Consider the following 17,353-nt stretch of genomic DNA (forward strand, 5'->3'; position numbering starts at 1 on the left):
GGGTTCTTTTTTGGTCCCCGGCAATCCCTGCCGCGTCATGCGGTGCAGACGGCGCCCTTACCTGCGCCCTCGACAAGTCATCTGGAGCGCATTAGGCAGTCGGGTTCAGAGCCCGACGAAAAGGACGCTTGGAAAGGCCGCACGATGAGCAGAAAGACCTTGATCGCACCGTCGGTGCTGGCTTCGGACTTCTCGAAGCTCGGTGACGAGGTCGAAGCCGTCGCGGCGGCGGGCGCCGACTGGATCCATCTCGATGTCATGGATGGCCATTTCGTTCCCAACATCACCTTCGGCCCGCCCGTCATCAAGGCGATCCGCAACCGCACGAAGGCCTTCTTCGACTGCCACCTGATGATTGCGCCGGCCGATCCCTATCTCGCCGCCTTCGCCGAAGCCGGCTGTGACGGCATGACGGTGCATGCCGAGGCCGGGCCGCATCTCGACCGCTCGCTGCAGACCATCAGGAATCTCGGCAAGAAGGCCGGTGTGTCGCTCAATCCGGCGACGCCGGAAACGATGATCGAATATGTGCTCGACCGGCTCGACCTTATCCTGATCATGACCGTCAATCCGGGCTTCGGCGGCCAGGCCTTCATCCCGGGGATCGTCGACAAGGTGAGAAGGGTCAAGGCGCTGATCGGCGACCGGCCGATCCGCATCGAGATCGACGGCGGCGTTTCGCCCGAAACGGCCCCCCTTGTCACAGCGGCCGGCGCCGATGTGCTGGTGGCGGGTGCGGCCATCTTCAAGGGCGACAGCGTCGAAGCTTACCGCGCCAACATCGAGGCGATCAGGACAGCGGCCGACAAGGCCGCCGGCTGACGCGCCGCCACGAATCCGATTCGCTGAAAGCCCTGATTCGGGCGGACGCCCGCTGTCTTTGCGCGCGACAGAAAAGATGCTCGCACAAGCACGCAAGAAACAGATAATCTTGCGTGCATACAAAACATGTTAAGTTTCTACTGGTTGTAGAGATGCGCGAATTTCCAGAATCGGATACAGATCGGGGTATATTCCTTTGTGCTTAAGTACAATAGCGCCATCTTCTGCTTGAGCCCCTTGACGCAGACACTGTATGGTACATGTACGAAAGGGTACCTTTCGGACTCGCATTGCCCGGAGAAAATGGGGACAAGGAGTCAACCTTGACATATGGAGCTGCCAACCTGAACGACGACGGCACAGGATCCAAGAGCACACTTGCCAGTACGGTCTACCACCAATTGCGGGATGATCTTCTCGGCGGCGCTCTTGAAGCCGAAAGCAAACTGCGGGTCGAGTGGGTTGTTTCCAAATATGGCGCCGGCGCTTCCCCGGTTCGTGAAGCTCTTAATCGCCTTGCCTCCGAAGGGCTTCTAGGCCGCCACGACCAGCGTGGCTTTTTCATCATGCCGGTCAGTGCGGCGGAACTCGAGGAGCTGACGCGCACCCGCTGCTGGCTCGAGGAGCGGGCGCTTCGCGAATCCATCGCCCACCGCACCGCCGAATGGGAAGAACAGCTGGTGCTGGCGCTGCATCGCCTGGGCCGCGCCTCACGTCTTTCGCCGCAAAATGCCACGTCGCTCGATCCGGACTGGGAGAAATTGCACCGCACCTTCCACCGAGTGCTGATTTCGGCCTGCCGGTCGCACTGGCTGGTGGGCTTCTGCGACCAGCTTTCCGATCACGCCTATCGCTACCGGCAAATGGCCAATGACGGCGACAGCATCCAGCGCGACGATTTCGCCGAACACCGGCTGATCGCCGAATGCGCGCTGGACGGCAATGCCGACGAGGCCGTCAAGGCGCTGATTAATCACTACCAGCTGACCGCTTCCATATGCATGGAACGTTTCAAGCAAGGCGAAGTCTCAAAGGTCGCCGCCTCGGTCGAACGCGCCCGGCGGTAACGGCCTTTTCCTTTGCCGCCTTGTCGCGATCCTTCGCGGCCTTTTGGCGGATGTGAGGTGCTGGACCGCTGTTTGCGGCCTTGACGGCATGGCCGGGAAACGTGAACTCTTCGCCGCCGACTCATGCCGCCCCAAGGCATTGCCGGCGTCGCCATTGCCGTCACTGCGGGAAGACTTCATGAGCAATCATCTGTTCGATGCGTTCCGGTCCCGGATGCCGGCGCCCGGGCATCTGTTGATGGAAACCGATGACGGGCGCTCGCTGAGCTACGGCGACATGCTGGCCCGGTCGGCACAGTTCGCGCATGCGCTGCTGCAGTTGGATGTCGAGCCCGGCGACCGGGTCGCCGTGCAGGTCGAGAAGAGCCCGGAGGCGCTGCTGCTCTATCTCGCCTGCGTGCGCGCCGGTGCCGTCTTCCTGCCGCTCAACACCGCCTACACGCTGACCGAGCTTGGCTATTTCTTCGGGGATGCAGCACCGCGCGTCATCGTCTGCGATCCGGCAAGGGCGGCCGATATCGGGCGCATGGTCGAACCATCAGGCGCCGTCGTCGTCACGCTCGACCGCAATGGCCGGGGATCGCTGGCGGACCAGGCCTCGCGTCTGCCGTCGGATTTTCACGACGTGGCGCGCGGGCCGGATGATCTCGCGGCAATCCTCTACACGTCGGGTACGACAGGCCGCTCGAAGGGCGCCATGCTCAGCCACGAGAACCTCGCCTCGAATGCGCGGGTGCTGGTCGAGCAATGGCGCTTCACATCGGACGACGTGCTGATCCACGCTTTGCCGATCTTCCACACCCATGGCCTGTTCGTCGCCACCAATGTCGTCCTGATGGCGGGCGCCTCGATGCTGTTCGAGCAGAAATTCGATCCGGCCCGCATCGTCGCGCTGCTGCCGCGCGCCACCGCGCTGATGGGCGTGCCGACCTTTTATGTGCGCCTGCTGCAGCAGGATGGACTGGACCGGCAGGCGACGAAGACTATCCGCCTGTTCGTGTCCGGTTCGGCGCCGCTGCTGGCCGACACGCACAAGGCCTGGCGCGAGCGCACCGGCCACGCCATCCTCGAACGCTACGGCATGACCGAGACCAACATGAACACCTCGAACCCCTATGAGGGCGAACGGCGTGCCGGCACGGTCGGCTTCCCCTTGCCTGGCGTGTCGCTGCGCATCGCCGATCCCGACACGGGCACGCCGCTGGCCCAAGGCGAGGTCGGCATGATCGAGGTCAAGGGTCCGAACGTGTTTGGTGGCTACTGGGGCATGCCGGAAAAGACCAAGGCGGAATTCCGCGCCGACGGTTTCTTCATCACCGGCGATCTCGGCATGGTCGACACCGACGGCTATGTCCACATCGTCGGCCGCGGCAAGGACCTGATCATTTCGGGCGGCTACAACATCTATCCGAAGGAACTCGAGAGCGAGATCGACGCGCTTGATGGAGTGAGCGAAAGCGCCGTCATCGGCGTCGCCCATCCGGATTTCGGCGAAGGCGTCACCGCCGTCGTCGTGCGGGCGCCGGGGGCAGCGATCACCGGGGCCGAAATTCTCGGCGCCATCGCCGGGCGCCTGGCCAGGTACAAGCATCCGAAGCAGGTGATCTTCGTCGACGAATTGCCGCGCAACACGATGGGCAAGGTCCAGAAGAATCTTCTGCGCGAAGCCTATAAGGATCTTTACGCGTCCTAACTGCCATTCTGTGTCTTGCGCGGCTTGTTGATCCTGGTGCCGGAGCCCCACAGGGCGCGCGTGAACAGGCCGCGTTTGCGCTTGCGCGGCACGAGCTCGATATCCCCGACCAGTTTCGCGCCGCCCTTGCGCCGCTCCAGCGTGATCTTGCGGGTGTGGAAGGCTTCCAGTTCAGCGCGATGCGCCACGCTGACGATGGTGACCTCGGGCAGTTCGCGGATCACCATTTCCATCATCTGGTCCTGGCTCTTCTCGTCCAGCGCCGACGTCGCCTCGTCCAGCACGACGATGTCGGGGCGATGCAGCAAAAGCCGTGCGAAGGCGACACGCTGCTTTTCGCCGCCCGACAGCATCTGGTCCCAGGGTGCTTCCTCCTTGATCCGGCTGGCGAGGTGGCCGAGACCGACCTTGTCGAGGACTGCCTTGATCTGCTCGAGCTTCCAATTGTTGGCGGCAGCGGGGTAGGCGACCACCCGGCGCAGCGTGCCCGAAGGGATGTAGGGCCGCTGCGGCAGCATGAACAGCCGCTTGTCGGGATGGAAATTGACGCTTCCGCTTCCCCATGGCCACAGGCCGGCGACCGCTCGCACCAGCGTTGATTTGCCCGAGCCGGATTCGCCCGAAACCAGCACCCTCTCGCCCGCTTCGACCGCGACTTCGGTTTCCTTGACCATGGACGTGCCGTCGTCGAGCGTCACGCAGAGATTGTCGAGGGAGAGCATCGTGTCGCTCTTGGTCTCGCCGTGCTGGATGCGCCCGAGCTCGTCGCTCTGCTCGGCGCGCTCCAGCCCGTCGAGCGACATCATCAGTGAGGCGATGCGGCGTGCGGAGGCGTTCCAGTCGGCGAGGCGCGGATAATTGTCGACCAGCCAGCCGAAAGAGCCTTGCACGATGGCGAAGGCGGAGGCCGCCTGCATGACCTGGCCGAGGGACATCGAGCCTTCGAGGAATTTGGGCGCGCACAGCAGCACCGGCACGACCGGCGCGAACAGGCTCGAGCCCTGCGACACCAAGGCCGTGCGCATGTGCTGGCCCGTCAGTTGCGCCCAGCGTTTCAGCACGCCGGCAAAGGTTTTGTCGATACCGCTGCGTTCCTCCTCCTCGCCGCCCAGCAAGGCGATGCTCTCGCCGTTCTCACGCACGCGTGTCAGCACGTAGCGGAATTCGGCTTCCGCCTGGTTCTTCTCTTCGGACAGCCGCACGAAATCGCGGCCGATGACGAACATCGACGTGGAGGTGATCGCGGCATAGATGACCGCCGTGACGACGAGGAAGCCGGGTACGGTGAAGGTCGAGCCTCCCAGGTTGAAGCTCAAGGCCCCGCCTATGGTCCACAGCACCACGATGAAGGTCGAGGCCGACAGGGTGGCGACAATCACGCCGGCGACGAAGTCGACGGGCGCCTCGGTGGCCACCCGCAGATCTTCCGAGAGGCGGGCCTCGGGGTTCTGGTGGTCGCCTTGCACGAGATTCAGCTGATAGTAGCGGCCATTGGCGAGCCAGCGCGCTATCACCGAGGTGGTCAGCCAGGATCGCCAGCGGCGCTGCATCGTCATGCGCAGGTAGACCTGCGCGACAACAAGGCTCATGCTGCCGATTACGAGCGGCACGAAGACCGCGCTGAGAAAATAGACGGTGTGTGCGTCGCGCTTCTCGATGGCGTCGAAAATCGAGCGGTTCCAGACATTGATCCCGTATTGGAAGCCGACATTGATGCCGATCAGGATCAGCAGCCCGATCGTCAATGGCCAGCCGAGCCTGTCGCCGTGCCGCCCCCAATAACCGCGCCCGCTGATCCAGAACCGTTTCAGCAGGTATTTCTTGCGCGCCTGCTCAGCCTGCTCGGGCGTCAGCTCGGGATCGGGTTCAACGGCTTCCGGTGGCGGGGCTTCCCCGACAATCCCGGGCGCGGCCGCTTCGATGGTCGATGCCTTCTTGTCGCTTGGCTTCTTTTCGCGCGCGTGCTCGCCACGCGGCTTTTGCCTTTGCGACTTGGGGGCGCCGCGCGGTTTGATGCCGTCGGCCGGTTTCGATCTGGGTTTCGCCTCGGACATACGCTCCGACAACGACCTCGAAATCAAAAGGTTTCACGGCGGCCGCTCGAGACGGCGAATTTCCCGGCAGCGCCATCATTGCGGGTACAGCAACGCGACGACATGGTCGGCGATGGCCAGGCTTGCCGTCAGGCCGGGACTCTCAATGCCGAACAGATTGACGATCCGCCCGGCGCCATGATCGGCCGGGCCCTGGATGATGAAATCGGCGGCCGGCTGGCCGGGGCCTGACAGTTTCGGCCTGACGCCGGCATAGGCCGGCTGCAGGGCGCCGTCGGCAAGGTCGGGCCAATAGCGCCGGATCGTTTCGTAGAAGACGGCGCTTCGGCCGGGATCGACCGTGTAGTCCACCTGGTCGATCCATTCGACATCGGGCCCGAAGCGCGCATTGCCGCCGAGGTCGAGCGTCAGATGGACGCCGAGGCCACCTTCGACCGGAACCGGATAGATCAGTCGCGAAAAGGGCGACCGGCCCGGAAGCGCGAAATAGTTTCCGCGCGCCAGCCATTGCCGGGGGATGAAATCCCTTGGGAAACCGTCGATCCGGCCGGCCAGGGCCTGCGCCTCGAGGCCCGCGGCATTGATGAAAGCGCCAGCCTCCAGGGTGAAGGTCCCGCCATCGGCATCGCGCGTGTCGATCCGCATCCCGTCGGCCTCGATCGTCGCGCCGGCAACGGTGGTCAGGAAAGCAAAGGACGCACCGGCGGCTTCGGCCTCGCCGCGCAGCGACAGCATCAGCGCATGGCTGTCGATAATGCCCGTCGATGGCGACAGCAGCGCGCCGGCGCATGTCAGGGCCGGCTCGAGGCTTTCGGCCTCGCTTTGCCTCAGAAGCTCGAGATCGTCGACCCCGCAGCGTCGCGCATTGGCCTCGATCTTGCGCAATCCATCGACCTGGCCAGGCTCGCTGGCGACGATCAGCTTGCCGGCACGCTTATGGGCGATGTCGTGCTCGGCGCAGTAGGCGTAGAGACGCTGGCGCCCCTCGACACAGAGCCTGGCCTTCAGGCTTCCCGGCGCATAATAGATGCCGGCATGGATGACTTCGGAATGGCGTGAACTGGTGACGGTGCCGATCGCGTCCGCCTGCTCGACCACCACCACCTCGCGGCCCGACACGGCAAGCGCCCTGGCGACGGCAAGCCCGACGACGCCCGCTCCGGCGACGACACAATCGATTGTCTGCATGGCCTCGCCTTCAGCGGGAAGCGGCGGCCTCGAACACCTTCTCGCCACCGATCCAGACGCTTCCTATGCCAAGATCGTCAGACAGCGCAACGACATCCGCCGCCGTGCCGTTGGCGAGGCGGCCAAGCCGGTGCGACTGGCCGATCGCCTGCGCCGGATAGAGCGAGGCCATGCGCAGGGCCTCGGACAGATCGACGCCGACGACATTGTGCATGAACCGGACAGCCGAGATCATGTCGAGATCGGCGCCGGCCAGCGTACCGTCGGCAAGCCGCAGACTCCCGTCCTTGCGGTAGATGGTGCGGCCGTTGAGCGTGAACGAGGTCATGTCGGTGCCGATCGTCGCCATCGCGTCGGTGACCAGCACGATCTTGCCCGGCCCCTGTTTGGCGTCGAGCGCGATCCTGATGGTTGCCGGATGGACATGGATGCCGTCGGCGATCAATCCGGCGGACAAAGTGCCGATGTTGATGGCGGCACCGACGAGGCCAGGCTCGCGGTTGCCGATCTGGCTCATGGCATTGAACAGATGCGTGACCACGCCGGCACCGGCCCCGGCGAAGGCTTTTGCCGTGGCGTAGCCCGTATCGGAATGGCCGAGGCTGACGATGATGCCGGCCTTGGCCAAGGCGGCAACACGGGACGGATCAACGGATTCCGGCGCGATCGTGGTGAGCAGCACCGGCAGCTTCGGCCGTGCCGCGATCAGCATTGCCTGGTCGGCGTCCGTCATCGGCCGGATCAGCGCCGGGTCATGCGCGCCCTTGCGCGCGATCGACAGGTGCGGGCCTTCGAGATGCAGGCCGAGGAAGCCCGGCACCTTCTGCCGGGCGGCGGCCTCGCCGGCGGCGATGGCGGAAGCGGTGATCTCCGGCGTGTCGGTGATCAGCGTCGGCAGCAGCGCCGTCGTGCCGAACGGCGCATGCGCCCGGCATATGGTTTCGATCGAGGCGACATCGGGGTGGTCGTTGAGCATGACGCCGCCGCCGCCATTGACCTGGATGTCGACGAAGCCCGGCACCAGCATACCGCCGCCGGTGTCGACGGCGCGGATATCGCTGGGGATGGCGCCAGAGGGCACGATCGCCTCGACCAGGCCATCCCGCACGACGAGTGCGGCGCCTTCATGCCAGTCGTCGCCGTCGAAAATGCGGGCGCCAGTCAGGGCAAAACGGTCGCTCATACGGTCTCCGTCACCTTGCGAAGATTGCGCGGCGTGTCCGGATCGAGGCCGCGATGGCGCGCGAAGGCCTCGACGAACACGTAGAAGGAGACGATCAGCGTCAGCGGATCGGTCAGCGGGTGACCGGTGGCGACATGCGGCAGGCGCGTGGCGCGGTTGGCAAGCGCCGATGTGACGAACACCGGCGCCCCCTTGGCCGCCAGCCCGTCGGCCGCCTCAGTGATGGATGGTTCGGACGCATCGCGCGCGGCCAGCGCCAGCACCGGAAAGTCCGGGCCGATCAGCGCCAGCGGGCCATGCATGACTTCGGCCGCGCTATAGGCCTCGGCATGCATGCCGCAGGTCTCCTTGAACTTCAGCGCCGCCTCGTTGGCCATCGCCGCCGACGGGCCACGGCCAAGGATGAACAGCGATTTCTGCTTCTCGATGGTTTCGGAGAGCACGCTCATCCAGTCGCAGGCGATCGCCTTGCCGAAATGCTCGGGCAGGCGGGCCAGCGCTGCCAGAAGCGCTTCGTCGCCTGTGGAATGCGCCATCAGGGCGAGACCGGCGACGGCGGAATTGACGAAGGTCTTGGTCGCCGCGACGCTGCGCTCGGGCCCGGCAAGAATGTCGATCGCATAGTCCGAGGCGCGCGCCAGCGGTGAGTCGGCGGTGTTGGTGACGGCGATGGTCAGCGCTCCGCCGGCGCGTGCGGTTTCGGCCATGGCGACGATGTCGGGGCTCTTGCCCGACTGCGAGATCGCGAGACACGCCGAGCCGTCGAGCCTCAGCCTGCGGCCATAGATCGAGGCGATGGACGGACCGACCGAGGCGACGGCAAGGCCCGCGGTCAGCTCCACGGCATATTTCATGAAGGTCGCCGCATGGTCGGACGAGCCGCGCGCCACGGTGACGACGAAATGCGGGTCGCGTTCCTTGATGCCGCGCCCGGCTTCGGCGAGCACGGCGCCGGAGCCGTCGAGCAGGCGGGCGACGGCTTCAGGGATTTCCTCGATCTCGCGTTGCATATGGGTGGAAATCATGGTCGGCCCTCTTCGCTCGGCCCTGTCAGCCGCAGTTCGGCGACGAAATCATAGGCGTCGCCCCGGTAGATGGAGCGGGTGAACTCGATCACCTTGCCGCTCGCCAGATAGGAGATGCGTTCGATGTGCAGGCCGGCGATGCCCGGCGGCACCTCGAGCAGCTGCGCATCGCTGTCGCCGAGGTTGGCGGCCGAGATGCGCTGCACCGCCCGCACTGGCCGGTTGCCGGTCAATTCCAGCGCGGCATAGAGCGAGGAGCCTATCCCCGCCGGGTCGGGCAGCACGCTGGCCGACAGCGAGGCGCGTTCGATCGCCAGCGGCGTGTCGTTGGCAATGCGCAGGCGCGCCACGCGCGCCACCAGCTCGCTCGACGACAGGCCGAGCACCATCATCTCGTCGGGCGAGGGCGCATAAAGGCCGCGGTCGAGCCATGCCGAACGCACCGCCATGCCGCGCCGCGCCATGTCCTCGGTGAACGAGGTCAGCCGCGACAGCGATTGCTCGACGCGCTCCATGCGCGGCGCCACGAAAGTGCCGGAGCCATGGCGCTGCACGAGGATGCCGCCCTTGACCAGGTCCTGCACCGCCTTGCGCACGGTGACGCGCGAAATGTCGGCCTTGGTGGCGATGTCGCGCTCGGAAGGCAGCGCGTCGCCCGGGCCGATCAGGCCGCGGTTGACGGCGTCCTCGATGCTCTTGCGCAGCTGCAGATAGAGCGGCGCGCCGCTTTGCGCGGATTGCTTCAGCGTGGCAAAGATCTGGTCGGCGGCGTCGCTCATCGCGCCGCCTCCACCGGTTTGGCGAACAGACGCGCCGCCATCTGCACCGCGCCGCCCAGCGCGTCGTCGAGCGGAGGCTTGAGCAGTGCGCGGTAGCGGGCGGACAGGCGCGGCGCATAAAGCGGCGCCAGCCCGCCGAGCAGGCAAAGCGGTGCGTCGTCCGAAAGGCCGAGCGCGCCGAGCGAGGCCTCGACATCGCCGACCGCCTTGTCGACGATCCAGTTGGCGACGGCATCGCCCTTTTGCGCGTGCTCGAAGACTTTCGGCGCGAAGCCGCCGAAATCGCCGGGCTTGGCATTGGTGGTGAATTCGACCACATCCTCGGGATTGTTGCGGAAGATGGCCATCATGGCGTCGGTCAGCGGCGAAGCCGCGCGCACACCGTCATGGGCAAGCAAGGTCTGCTCCAGGAGGTCGCGGCCGATGCGGGCGCCGCTGCCCTGGTCGCCGACCTGGAAACCCCAGCCGCCGATGGCGCGCGATTTGCCGTCCTTGCGCGCCATATAGGCGGTGCCGGTGCCGAGGATGGCCATGGCGCCGTCACCGGAGCCGACGGCCCCTTCGAGCGCGATCTCGGCGTCGGTCTCGACGCGGCTGATGCTGAACGGCAGGATCGCCTCGAGCTGCTGCCGGTAGGTGCCGACATTGGCGCCGGCAAGGCCGAGAATGGCCGGTGTCTGCGGGATCAGCTCGGGATCCTGCCCGGCGGCAATGAAAGCCTGCCGCGCGGCATCGACAATATTCGACCGCGCCCCGGTGAGGTCGGTGCGGATGTTGGCGGCGCCGCTTTTGGCACGGCCGATGACCGAACCTTCAACCGTTGCCAGGGCGGCCCTGCAGCTGGTGCCGCCGCCATCTATACCGAGCACGAATTTCACGCGATTTCTCCTCCGGACGGATAATACCAATAAAATACCAATAGCCAAGGATTAATTTCCGTTTCAAAAAGATTAAGCCGTATTTTATTGAAAATCCTACACATTTCGCCGGCTCATCGATTTCCTGTCCGCGATTTCGTTAATGCATGTGGACAAGTGGTATTTTTTTGGTATTGTTCTGGTATTGGAGGAACACGGATGGCTGAAACGCGCACCGAAGCGCTTCACAGGAATGCCGAGGGGCTGGATATCCAGGCTCCGGAAGCCATCCTTGTTTCGCTGGCCGATGCGCAGATCGAAGCCGCCAAGGCCGTCCGCAACGCCATCCCCGCCATCGCCAAGGCAGCCGAGATCATCGCCGGCCGGTTGAATGGCGGCGGCAAGCTTGCCTATGCAGCGGCCGGCAGTTCCGGCCTGATGGCGCTGGCCGACGCTTTGGAGCTTCCCGGCACTTTCGGTATCCCGCGCGATCGCATCGCCATCCTGATCGCCGGCGGCGACGAGGCGTTTAAGACGCTGGCCGGCGGTCCTGAGGATGATACGGAGGAGGCCGCGGCGGCGGTCGCCAAGGCCGGCATCGGCGCCGGCGATTGCCTGATCGCCCTTTCCGCCAGCGGCACCACGCCCTATGCGGTGCGCGCCATCGAGGAAGCCGCCAGCCGGGGTGCGGCCACCATCGGTATCGCCAACAATCGGGACTCGGCCCTGCTGCGACAGGCCGAAACCGCCATCCTGCTCGAGACGCCGCCGGAAGTGATCGCCGGCTCGACGCGCATGGGCGCCGGCACCGCGCAGAAGATCGCGCTCAACATGCTGTCGACGCTGACCGCCGTCCATCTCGGCCATGTCCATGACGGCTACATGGTCAATCTCATGGCCGACAACATCAAGCTGCGCGACCGCGCCGCGCGCATCATCGCCGCCATCAGCGGGCGCGACAGGGACGAAGCCGCCCGGCTGCTCGAGAAGAGCGGCGGCGCGGTCAAGACCGCCATTCTGCTCGCCGCCGGCGCCGACAGCGCCGATGCGGCGCGCAAGATACTGGAAGAGACCGGCCAGAAGCTGCGGCCGGCCCTTTCCGCGCTGGAGCATGATCCCGGAAAGGATCACGCTCGAACAAGGAAGTAGGGCCTGTTTCATCCCGATTTCCATCGAGGTGAAACGGGCTTGCGAGGGGAGCAAGGGGTCGAAAGCCCCTGTTCTCATCAAAACCGAACCTGAAAAAGGTCAACAGGGAGACTGAGCATGACAACGAAATTACTGACGGCACTGCTTCTGGGCACCAGCATTCTCGGCTCGGCCGGGTTGGCTCACGCCGAGGACGTAACGCTCAACATCGAAAGCTGGCGCGGCGACGACCTTGCCATCTGGAAGGACAAGCTGATCCCGGCCTTCGAAGCCAAGAATCCCGGCATCAAGGTGGTGTTCGCGCCATCGGCACCGACCGAATATGACGCAGCCCTCGGCGCCAAGCTCGCCGCCGGCTCGGCGGGCGACCTGATCACCTGCCGCCCCTTCGACAAGTCGCTTGAACTCTACAAGAAGGGCAACCTCGCCGATCTCTCGGCGCTGCCCGGCATGGAAAACTTCTCGCCCGTCGCCAAGTCCGCCTGGCAGACCGATGACGGCAAGGCGAGCTTCTGCGTGCCGATGGCGTCCGTCATCCACGGATTCATCTACAACAAGGACGCCTTCGACAAGCTCGGCATCAAGGTGCCGACGACCCGCGACGAGTTCTTCGCCGCGCTCGACAAGATCAAGGCCGATGGCACCTACATCCCGATGGCGATGGGCACCAAGGATCTCTGGGAAGCCGCGACCATGGGCTACCAGAACATCGGCCCCAACTACTGGAAGGGCGAGGACGGCCGCGCGGCGCTGATCAAGGGCACGCAGAAGCTGACCGACAAGGACTGGGTCGCGCCCTATGAGGAGCTGGCCAAGTGGAAGCCTTACCTCGGCGACGGCTTCGAGGCGCAGACCTATCCGGACAGCCAGAACCTGTTCACGCTCGGCCGCGCCGCCATCTACCCGGCCGGCTCATGGGAAATCGGCCTTTTCAACACCCAGGCGCAGTTCAAGATGGGCGCCTTCCCGCCGCCGGTCGAGAAGGCCGGCGACACCTGCTACATCTCCGACCATACCGATATCGGCATGGGCCTGAATGCAGCCTCCAAGCATGCCGACGCGGCCAAGACCTTCCTGTCCTGGGTGGCCTCGCCGGATTTCGCCACCATCTACGCCAACGCGCTGCCGGGCTTCTTCAGCCTGAACTCCTCGCCGGTGAAGATGGCGGACCCGCTGGCGCAGGAATTCGTCTCCTGGCGCGGCAAGTGCAAGTCGACGATCCGCTCGACCTACCAGATCCTGTCGCGCGGCACGCCGAACCTCGAAAACGAGACCTGGGTTGAGTCGGCCAACGTCATCAACGGCACCGACACGCCGGAAGCCGCGGCCAAGAAGCTGCAGACCGGTCTCGACAGCTGGTACAAGCCGGCGAAGTAAGAGCTCAGGCGACGGAGCCGGCCGGGCGCATTCCTGGCCGGTTCCGGATACCCTGATTTTCGGAAGTGCACCCGTTCAGATAGCGATTGTCGGCACCGCCTCGCGGCCTTACCCTTGCTCGTCTTGGGGAAGGCTAGCTGATCAGTCGCAGGCCTTTGTTCTTGCCGCACCGGGCAAGGATGTCTGGGCCGTGCATCGAGGCATCATCTGGCATTGACACCCTTTGGAACCGAGAGACGGCGGGGACCGAACGCATGGCCGCAGATATCCGACCGAAAAGACCGTTCCGCTGGCACATCGCCATCTTCCTGGCGCCGGCCGTGCTCGTCTATACGGCGATCATGATCCTGCCGCTTGCCGGTACGCTGCAGCTGTCGCTGTTCCGCAATATCGAGCAGCACCAGGTCTTTGTTGGCCTGGACAATTTCCGCACCCTGTTCGGCGACCCCAACTGGTCGGTGAACTTCTGGAATGCGCTCAGGAACAACGTCTGGTTCTTCATCATCCACATGCTGGTGCAGAACCCGATCGGCGTCATGCTGGCCGCCCTCCTGTCCAGCCCGAGGCTTAGATTCGCGGCCTTCTACCGCACGGCGATCTTCGTGCCGACCATCCTGTCCTTCGTCATCGTCGGCTTCGCCTGGAAGCTGATCCTGTCGCCGCTGTGGGGCGTGGCGCCGCATATGATGGACCTGGTCGGCCTGAAAAGCCTGTTCACGCCCTGGCTCGGCAAGGAAGAATACGCGCTCACCGCGCTCAGCCTGATCTCGGTGTGGCAGTTCGTCGGTATCCCGATGATGCTGATCTACGCCGCCCTGCTGTCGATTCCCGAGGAGGTGATCGAGGCCGCCGAATGCGACGGCATTACCGGCCTGTCGCAGTTCTGGAAGATCAAGCTGCCGTTGATCCTGCCGTCGATCGGCATCATCTCGATCCTCACCTTCGTCGGCAATTTCAACGCCTTCGACCTGATCTACACCGCGCAAGGCGCGCTCGCCGGGCCGAACTATTCGACCGACATTCTCGGCACCTTCCTCTACCGCGCCTTCTTCGGCTTCCAGCTGCAGGTCGGCGATCCCAATATGGGTGCCGCGATCGCCACGATGATGTTCCTGATCATCCTCGGCGGCGTCTGCGTCTACCTCTTCCTCGTCCAGACGCGCCTGCGTCGCTACCAGTTCTGAGGGCCAGAGATGAGCACCGCCACCCGTTCGCTGCCCCGCACCATCGGCGCCCACGCGATCCTGTTGACCTATACGGCTATCGCGCTGTTTCCGGTGATCCTGGTCATCATGAACTCGTTCAAGTCGCGCGCAGGCATCTTCGGCGCGCCGCTTACGCCGCCAACGCCGAAGACCTTCGACCTGATCGGCTACACCACCGTCATCGGGCAGGGCGATTTCATCCATTATTTCCAGAACAGCCTCGTCGTCACCGTCGCCTCGCTGTTCTTCGTGCTGCTGTTCGGCGCCATGGCGGCCTTCGCGCTGTCGGAATACCGCTTCCGCGGCAATTCGCTGATGGGGCTCTACCTCGCGCTCGGCATCATGATTCCGATCCGGCTGGGCACCGTCGCCATCCTGCAATTGATGGTGGCGAGCGGGCTGGTCAACACGCTGACGGCGCTGATCCTGGTCTACACCGCGCAAGGCCTGCCGCTCGCCATCTTCATCCTGTCGGAATTCATGAAGCAGGTGTCCGACGATCTGAAGAATGCCGGCCGCATCGACGGCCTGTCGGAATACACCATATTCTTCCGGCTGGTGCTGCCGCTGGTGCGGCCGTCGATGGCGACGGTCGCCGTCTTCACCATGATCCCGATCTGGAACGATCTGTGGTTCCCGCTGATCCTGGCGCCGTCGGAGGAGACCAAGACGGTGACGCTCGGCGCGCAGCTCTTCCTCGGCCAGTTCGTCACCAACTGGAACGCCATCCTGGCCGCGCTCTCGCTGGCGATCATGCCGGTGCTGATCCTCTACGTCATCTTCTCGCGGCAGCTGATCCGCGGCATTACTTCCGGAGCCGTCAAGTGAGTTCGCAAAAGCCTCTTCGCGTCGTCGTCGCCGGACTCGGCAATATGGGCCGCAGCCATGCGCTGGCCTATCACACCAATCCTGGCTTCGAGATCGCAGCGCTCATCAACCGTTCCGACGTGCCGCTGCAGGAAGGCCTGTCGGCCTATGGCATCAGGCGCTCCTTCGACGAGGCGCTGCGCGAGGAAAAGCCCGACGTGGCCTGCATCGCCACCTATTCCGACAGCCATGCCGACTACGCGGTCAGGGCGTTCGAGGCCGGCTGCCACGTCTTTGTCGAAAAGCCGCTGGCAACGACGGTGGCCGATGCCAAGCGCGTCGTCGCGGCCGCCAAGGCCAACGGCAGGAAACTGGTGATCGGCTATATCTTGCGCCATCACCCGTCCTGGATCCGGCTGATCGCCGAGGCGCGCAAGCTAGGCGGCCCTTATGTCTTCCGCATGAATCTCAACCAGCAATCCTCGGGTCCCACCTGGGAGACGCACAAGCAGCTGATGCAGACGACGTCGCCGATCGTCGACTGCGGCGTGCACTATCTCGACGTCATGCTGCAGGTCACTGATGCCAGGCCGGTCGAGGTGCGCGGCATGGGCGTGCGGCTGACGCAGGAGGTTGCGCCGACGATGTACAATTACGGCCACCTGCAGGTGTTGTTCGATGACGGTTCGGTCGGTTGGTATGAAGCCGGCTGGGGGCCGATGATTTCCGAAACCGCCTTCTTCGTGAAGGACGTCATCTCGCCGAATGGCTGTGTGTCGATCGTCATGAAGGAAGGTGTGAGGTCGGATGACATCGACACCCACACCAAGACCTCGACCATCCGCCTGCACAGCGCTGAAACCGGCCCGGACGGCAAGTTCGTCAAGGCGGACGAAATGCTGTCCATGGCCGGCGAGCCCGGCCACCAGGACCTCTGCGATCTCGAACAGGCCTTCGTGCTGAAGGCGATCCGCGAGGATCTGGATCTCACCAAACACATGGACGACGCGGTCAAATCGCTCGCCGTCTGCCTTGCCGCCGACGAGAGCGTGCGCATCGGCGCAGCCGTCAAACTCTAAAGCTAGGAACAATATTGTGGGCTCGCTGAAGATCGAGAATGTGAAGAAGGCCTTCGGGCCGGTCGAGGTGCTCAAGGGCATCAACCTCGAAGTGACGGATGGCGAATTCGTCGTCTTCGTCGGCCCGTCTGGCTGCGGCAAGTCGACCTTGCTCAGGGTCATCGCCGGGCTGGAGGATTCGACCTCGGGCCGCGTGGTCATCGACGGTCAGGATGTCTCCGTCACGCCACCGGCCAAGCGCGGCATCGCCATGGTGTTCCAGACCTATGCGCTCTATCCGCATCTGACGGTGAAGAACAATATGGGCCTCGGCCTGAAACAGGCCGGCACGCCCGCCCCGGAGATCGATCGCCGCATCGGCATCGCCTCCTCCATGCTGTCGCTGGAGCCCTATCTCGAGAGGCGGCCGGCCGAACTCTCCGGCGGCCAGCGCCAGCGCGTCGCCATCGGCCGCGCCGTGGTACGCGAGCCAAAGCTGTTCCTCTTCGACGAGCCCTTGTCGAACCTCGACGCGGCACTTCGCGTCAACACCCGGCTGGAGATCGCGCAACTGCACCGCCGGCTGAAGGCAACGATGATCTACGTCACCCACGACCAGGTCGAGGCGATGACGCTGGCCGACAAGATCGTGGTGCTCAATGCCGGCCGGATCGAGCAGATCGGCGGCCCGATGGAGCTCTACAATTCACCGGCAAACGAATTCGTCGCCGGCTTCATCGGTTCGCCGAAGATGAACTTCATCGACGGTGCCCGTCTCGGCGAGACGGCCAAGACCATCGGCGTGCGGCCGGAGCATCTGACCGTTGATCCGAAGTCAGGCAGTTGGAAGGGCACGGTGGTGCATGCCGAGCATCTCGGCGCCGACACCAATCTTTATCTCGACTGCGAGAAGGCGGGGCTGATCACGGTGCGGATTTTCGGTGTCTATGACGCCGAGCCCGGCGCGACGCTCTATGCGACGCCGGATCCGGCGAAGACCTATCGGTTTGGCGCGGATGGGAAGGTGCTGAAGTAGTCGGTGCCAACGCTTCTTGCCTTCTCCCACAAGGGGAGAAGGCAAGTCGGCGC

At 64.5% G+C, this 17,353-nt stretch carries 15 protein-coding genes; 9 read left to right on the top strand and 6 right to left on the bottom strand.

The genetic code is table 11. The annotated features are described in order from the left end of the window. Nucleotides 1-144 precede the first annotated feature (144 nt). From rpe to QQK95_RS22385, 3 genes are all read left to right on the top strand, one after another. A complete protein-coding gene (gene rpe / locus QQK95_RS22375; RefSeq protein ID WP_284276587.1) occupies nt 145-822 on the top strand; it encodes a ribulose-phosphate 3-epimerase in 678 nt (225 codons plus the stop codon). A gap of 323 nt (nt 823-1,145) precedes the next feature. Next, nucleotides 1,146-1,889, top strand: a complete 744-nt coding sequence (locus QQK95_RS22380; protein ID WP_284277044.1) for a GntR family transcriptional regulator — start codon at nt 1,146-1,148, stop codon at nt 1,887-1,889. A gap of 178 nt (nt 1,890-2,067) precedes the next feature. Then, entirely contained in the window at nt 2,068-3,582 is a 1,515-nt protein-coding gene (locus tag QQK95_RS22385) for a malonate--CoA ligase (protein ID WP_284276588.1), read from the top strand. Here QQK95_RS22385 and QQK95_RS22390 read toward each other — a convergent pair. The 6 genes from QQK95_RS22390 to QQK95_RS22415 all read right to left on the bottom strand — a co-directional run bounded on the left by QQK95_RS22390 (nt 3,579) and on the right by QQK95_RS22415 (nt 10,689). Further along, the gene (locus QQK95_RS22390; protein ID WP_284276589.1) at nt 3,579-5,636 is read right to left on the bottom strand and encodes an ABC transporter ATP-binding protein/permease; all 2,058 of its coding nucleotides are present in this window, start codon (nt 5,634-5,636) and stop codon (nt 3,579-3,581) included. The two genes, QQK95_RS22385 and QQK95_RS22390, sit on opposite strands and share 4 nt — an antisense overlap. 75 nt (nt 5,637-5,711) lie before the next feature. Beyond that, nucleotides 5,712-6,824: an NAD(P)/FAD-dependent oxidoreductase gene (locus QQK95_RS22395; RefSeq protein WP_284276590.1), complete on the bottom strand. Its 1,113-nt coding sequence runs from the start codon at nt 6,822-6,824 to the stop codon at nt 5,712-5,714. Nucleotides 6,825-6,834: 10 nt separating this feature from the next. Then, nucleotides 6,835-8,007: an N-acetylglucosamine-6-phosphate deacetylase gene (gene nagA / locus QQK95_RS22400; RefSeq protein WP_284276591.1), complete on the bottom strand. Its 1,173-nt coding sequence runs from the start codon at nt 8,005-8,007 to the stop codon at nt 6,835-6,837. Then, a complete protein-coding gene (locus tag QQK95_RS22405) occupies nt 8,004-9,032 on the bottom strand; it encodes an SIS domain-containing protein (protein WP_284276592.1) in 1,029 nt (342 codons plus the stop codon). The genes nagA and QQK95_RS22405 overlap by 4 nt, the downstream gene beginning before the upstream one ends. Beyond that, entirely contained in the window at nt 9,029-9,811 is a 783-nt protein-coding gene (locus QQK95_RS22410) for a GntR family transcriptional regulator (protein WP_284276593.1), read from the bottom strand. The genes QQK95_RS22405 and QQK95_RS22410 overlap by 4 nt, the downstream gene beginning before the upstream one ends. Then, nucleotides 9,808-10,689 carry a glucosamine kinase nucleotide-binding domain-containing protein gene (locus tag QQK95_RS22415; RefSeq protein WP_284276594.1) on the bottom strand — a complete coding sequence of 294 codons (882 nt, stop codon included), beginning with the start codon at nt 10,687-10,689 and terminating at the stop codon, nt 9,808-9,810. The genes QQK95_RS22410 and QQK95_RS22415 overlap by 4 nt, the downstream gene beginning before the upstream one ends. 198 nt (nt 10,690-10,887) lie before the next feature. Between QQK95_RS22415 and QQK95_RS22420 the strand changes: the two genes are divergently transcribed. The 6 genes from QQK95_RS22420 (at nt 10,888) to QQK95_RS22445 (ending at nt 17,300) form a co-directional block, all read left to right on the top strand. Further along, the gene (locus QQK95_RS22420; RefSeq protein ID WP_284276595.1) at nt 10,888-11,817 is read left to right on the top strand and encodes an N-acetylmuramic acid 6-phosphate etherase; all 930 of its coding nucleotides are present in this window, start codon (nt 10,888-10,890) and stop codon (nt 11,815-11,817) included. Between the two features lie 117 nt (nt 11,818-11,934). Next, on the top strand, nt 11,935-13,194 hold the full coding sequence (locus QQK95_RS22425) for an ABC transporter substrate-binding protein (RefSeq protein ID WP_143974041.1): 1,260 nt from the start codon (nt 11,935-11,937) through the stop codon (nt 13,192-13,194). A 254-nt stretch (nt 13,195-13,448) separates the two neighbouring features. Next, the gene (locus tag QQK95_RS22430) at nt 13,449-14,378 is read left to right on the top strand and encodes a carbohydrate ABC transporter permease (protein WP_284276597.1); all 930 of its coding nucleotides are present in this window, start codon (nt 13,449-13,451) and stop codon (nt 14,376-14,378) included. Nucleotides 14,379-14,387: 9 nt separating this feature from the next. Continuing rightward, nucleotides 14,388-15,227, top strand: coding sequence for a carbohydrate ABC transporter permease (locus QQK95_RS22435; RefSeq protein WP_095083652.1), 840 nt, complete (start codon nt 14,388-14,390; stop codon nt 15,225-15,227). After that, nucleotides 15,224-16,285, top strand: a complete 1,062-nt coding sequence (locus QQK95_RS22440) for a Gfo/Idh/MocA family protein (RefSeq protein WP_284276598.1) — start codon at nt 15,224-15,226, stop codon at nt 16,283-16,285. Before QQK95_RS22435 ends, QQK95_RS22440 begins: the two co-directional genes overlap by 4 nt. A gap of 16 nt (nt 16,286-16,301) precedes the next feature. Beyond that, nucleotides 16,302-17,300 carry an ABC transporter ATP-binding protein gene (locus tag QQK95_RS22445; protein WP_284276599.1) on the top strand — a complete coding sequence of 333 codons (999 nt, stop codon included), beginning with the start codon at nt 16,302-16,304 and terminating at the stop codon, nt 17,298-17,300. Nucleotides 17,301-17,353: the final 53 nt, after the last annotated feature.

Source organism: Mesorhizobium huakuii, assembly GCF_030160235.1.
GTDB classification, from domain to species: Bacteria; Pseudomonadota; Alphaproteobacteria; order Rhizobiales; family Rhizobiaceae; genus Mesorhizobium; species Mesorhizobium huakuii.

Coding starts and splice junctions, on each gene's coding strand:
- QQK95_RS22425 (WP_143974041.1), top strand. CDS start 11,935: ATGACAACGAAATTACTGACGGCACTGCTTCTGGGCACCAGCATTCTC.
- QQK95_RS22420 (WP_284276595.1), top strand. CDS start 10,888: ATGGCTGAAACGCGCACCGAAGCGCTTCACAGGAATGCCGAGGGGCTG.
- nagA (WP_284276591.1), bottom strand. CDS start 8,007: ATGAGCGACCGTTTTGCCCTGACTGGCGCCCGCATTTTCGACGGCGAC.
- QQK95_RS22405 (WP_284276592.1), bottom strand. CDS start 9,032: ATGATTTCCACCCATATGCAACGCGAGATCGAGGAAATCCCTGAAGCC.
- QQK95_RS22385 (WP_284276588.1), top strand. CDS start 2,068: ATGAGCAATCATCTGTTCGATGCGTTCCGGTCCCGGATGCCGGCGCCC.
- QQK95_RS22390 (WP_284276589.1), bottom strand. CDS start 5,636: ATGTCCGAGGCGAAACCCAGATCGAAACCGGCCGACGGCATCAAACCG.
- QQK95_RS22430 (WP_284276597.1), top strand. CDS start 13,449: ATGGCCGCAGATATCCGACCGAAAAGACCGTTCCGCTGGCACATCGCC.
- QQK95_RS22395 (WP_284276590.1), bottom strand. CDS start 6,824: ATGCAGACAATCGATTGTGTCGTCGCCGGAGCGGGCGTCGTCGGGCTT.
- QQK95_RS22410 (WP_284276593.1), bottom strand. CDS start 9,811: ATGAGCGACGCCGCCGACCAGATCTTTGCCACGCTGAAGCAATCCGCG.
- rpe (WP_284276587.1), top strand. CDS start 145: ATGAGCAGAAAGACCTTGATCGCACCGTCGGTGCTGGCTTCGGACTTC.
- QQK95_RS22435 (WP_095083652.1), top strand. CDS start 14,388: ATGAGCACCGCCACCCGTTCGCTGCCCCGCACCATCGGCGCCCACGCG.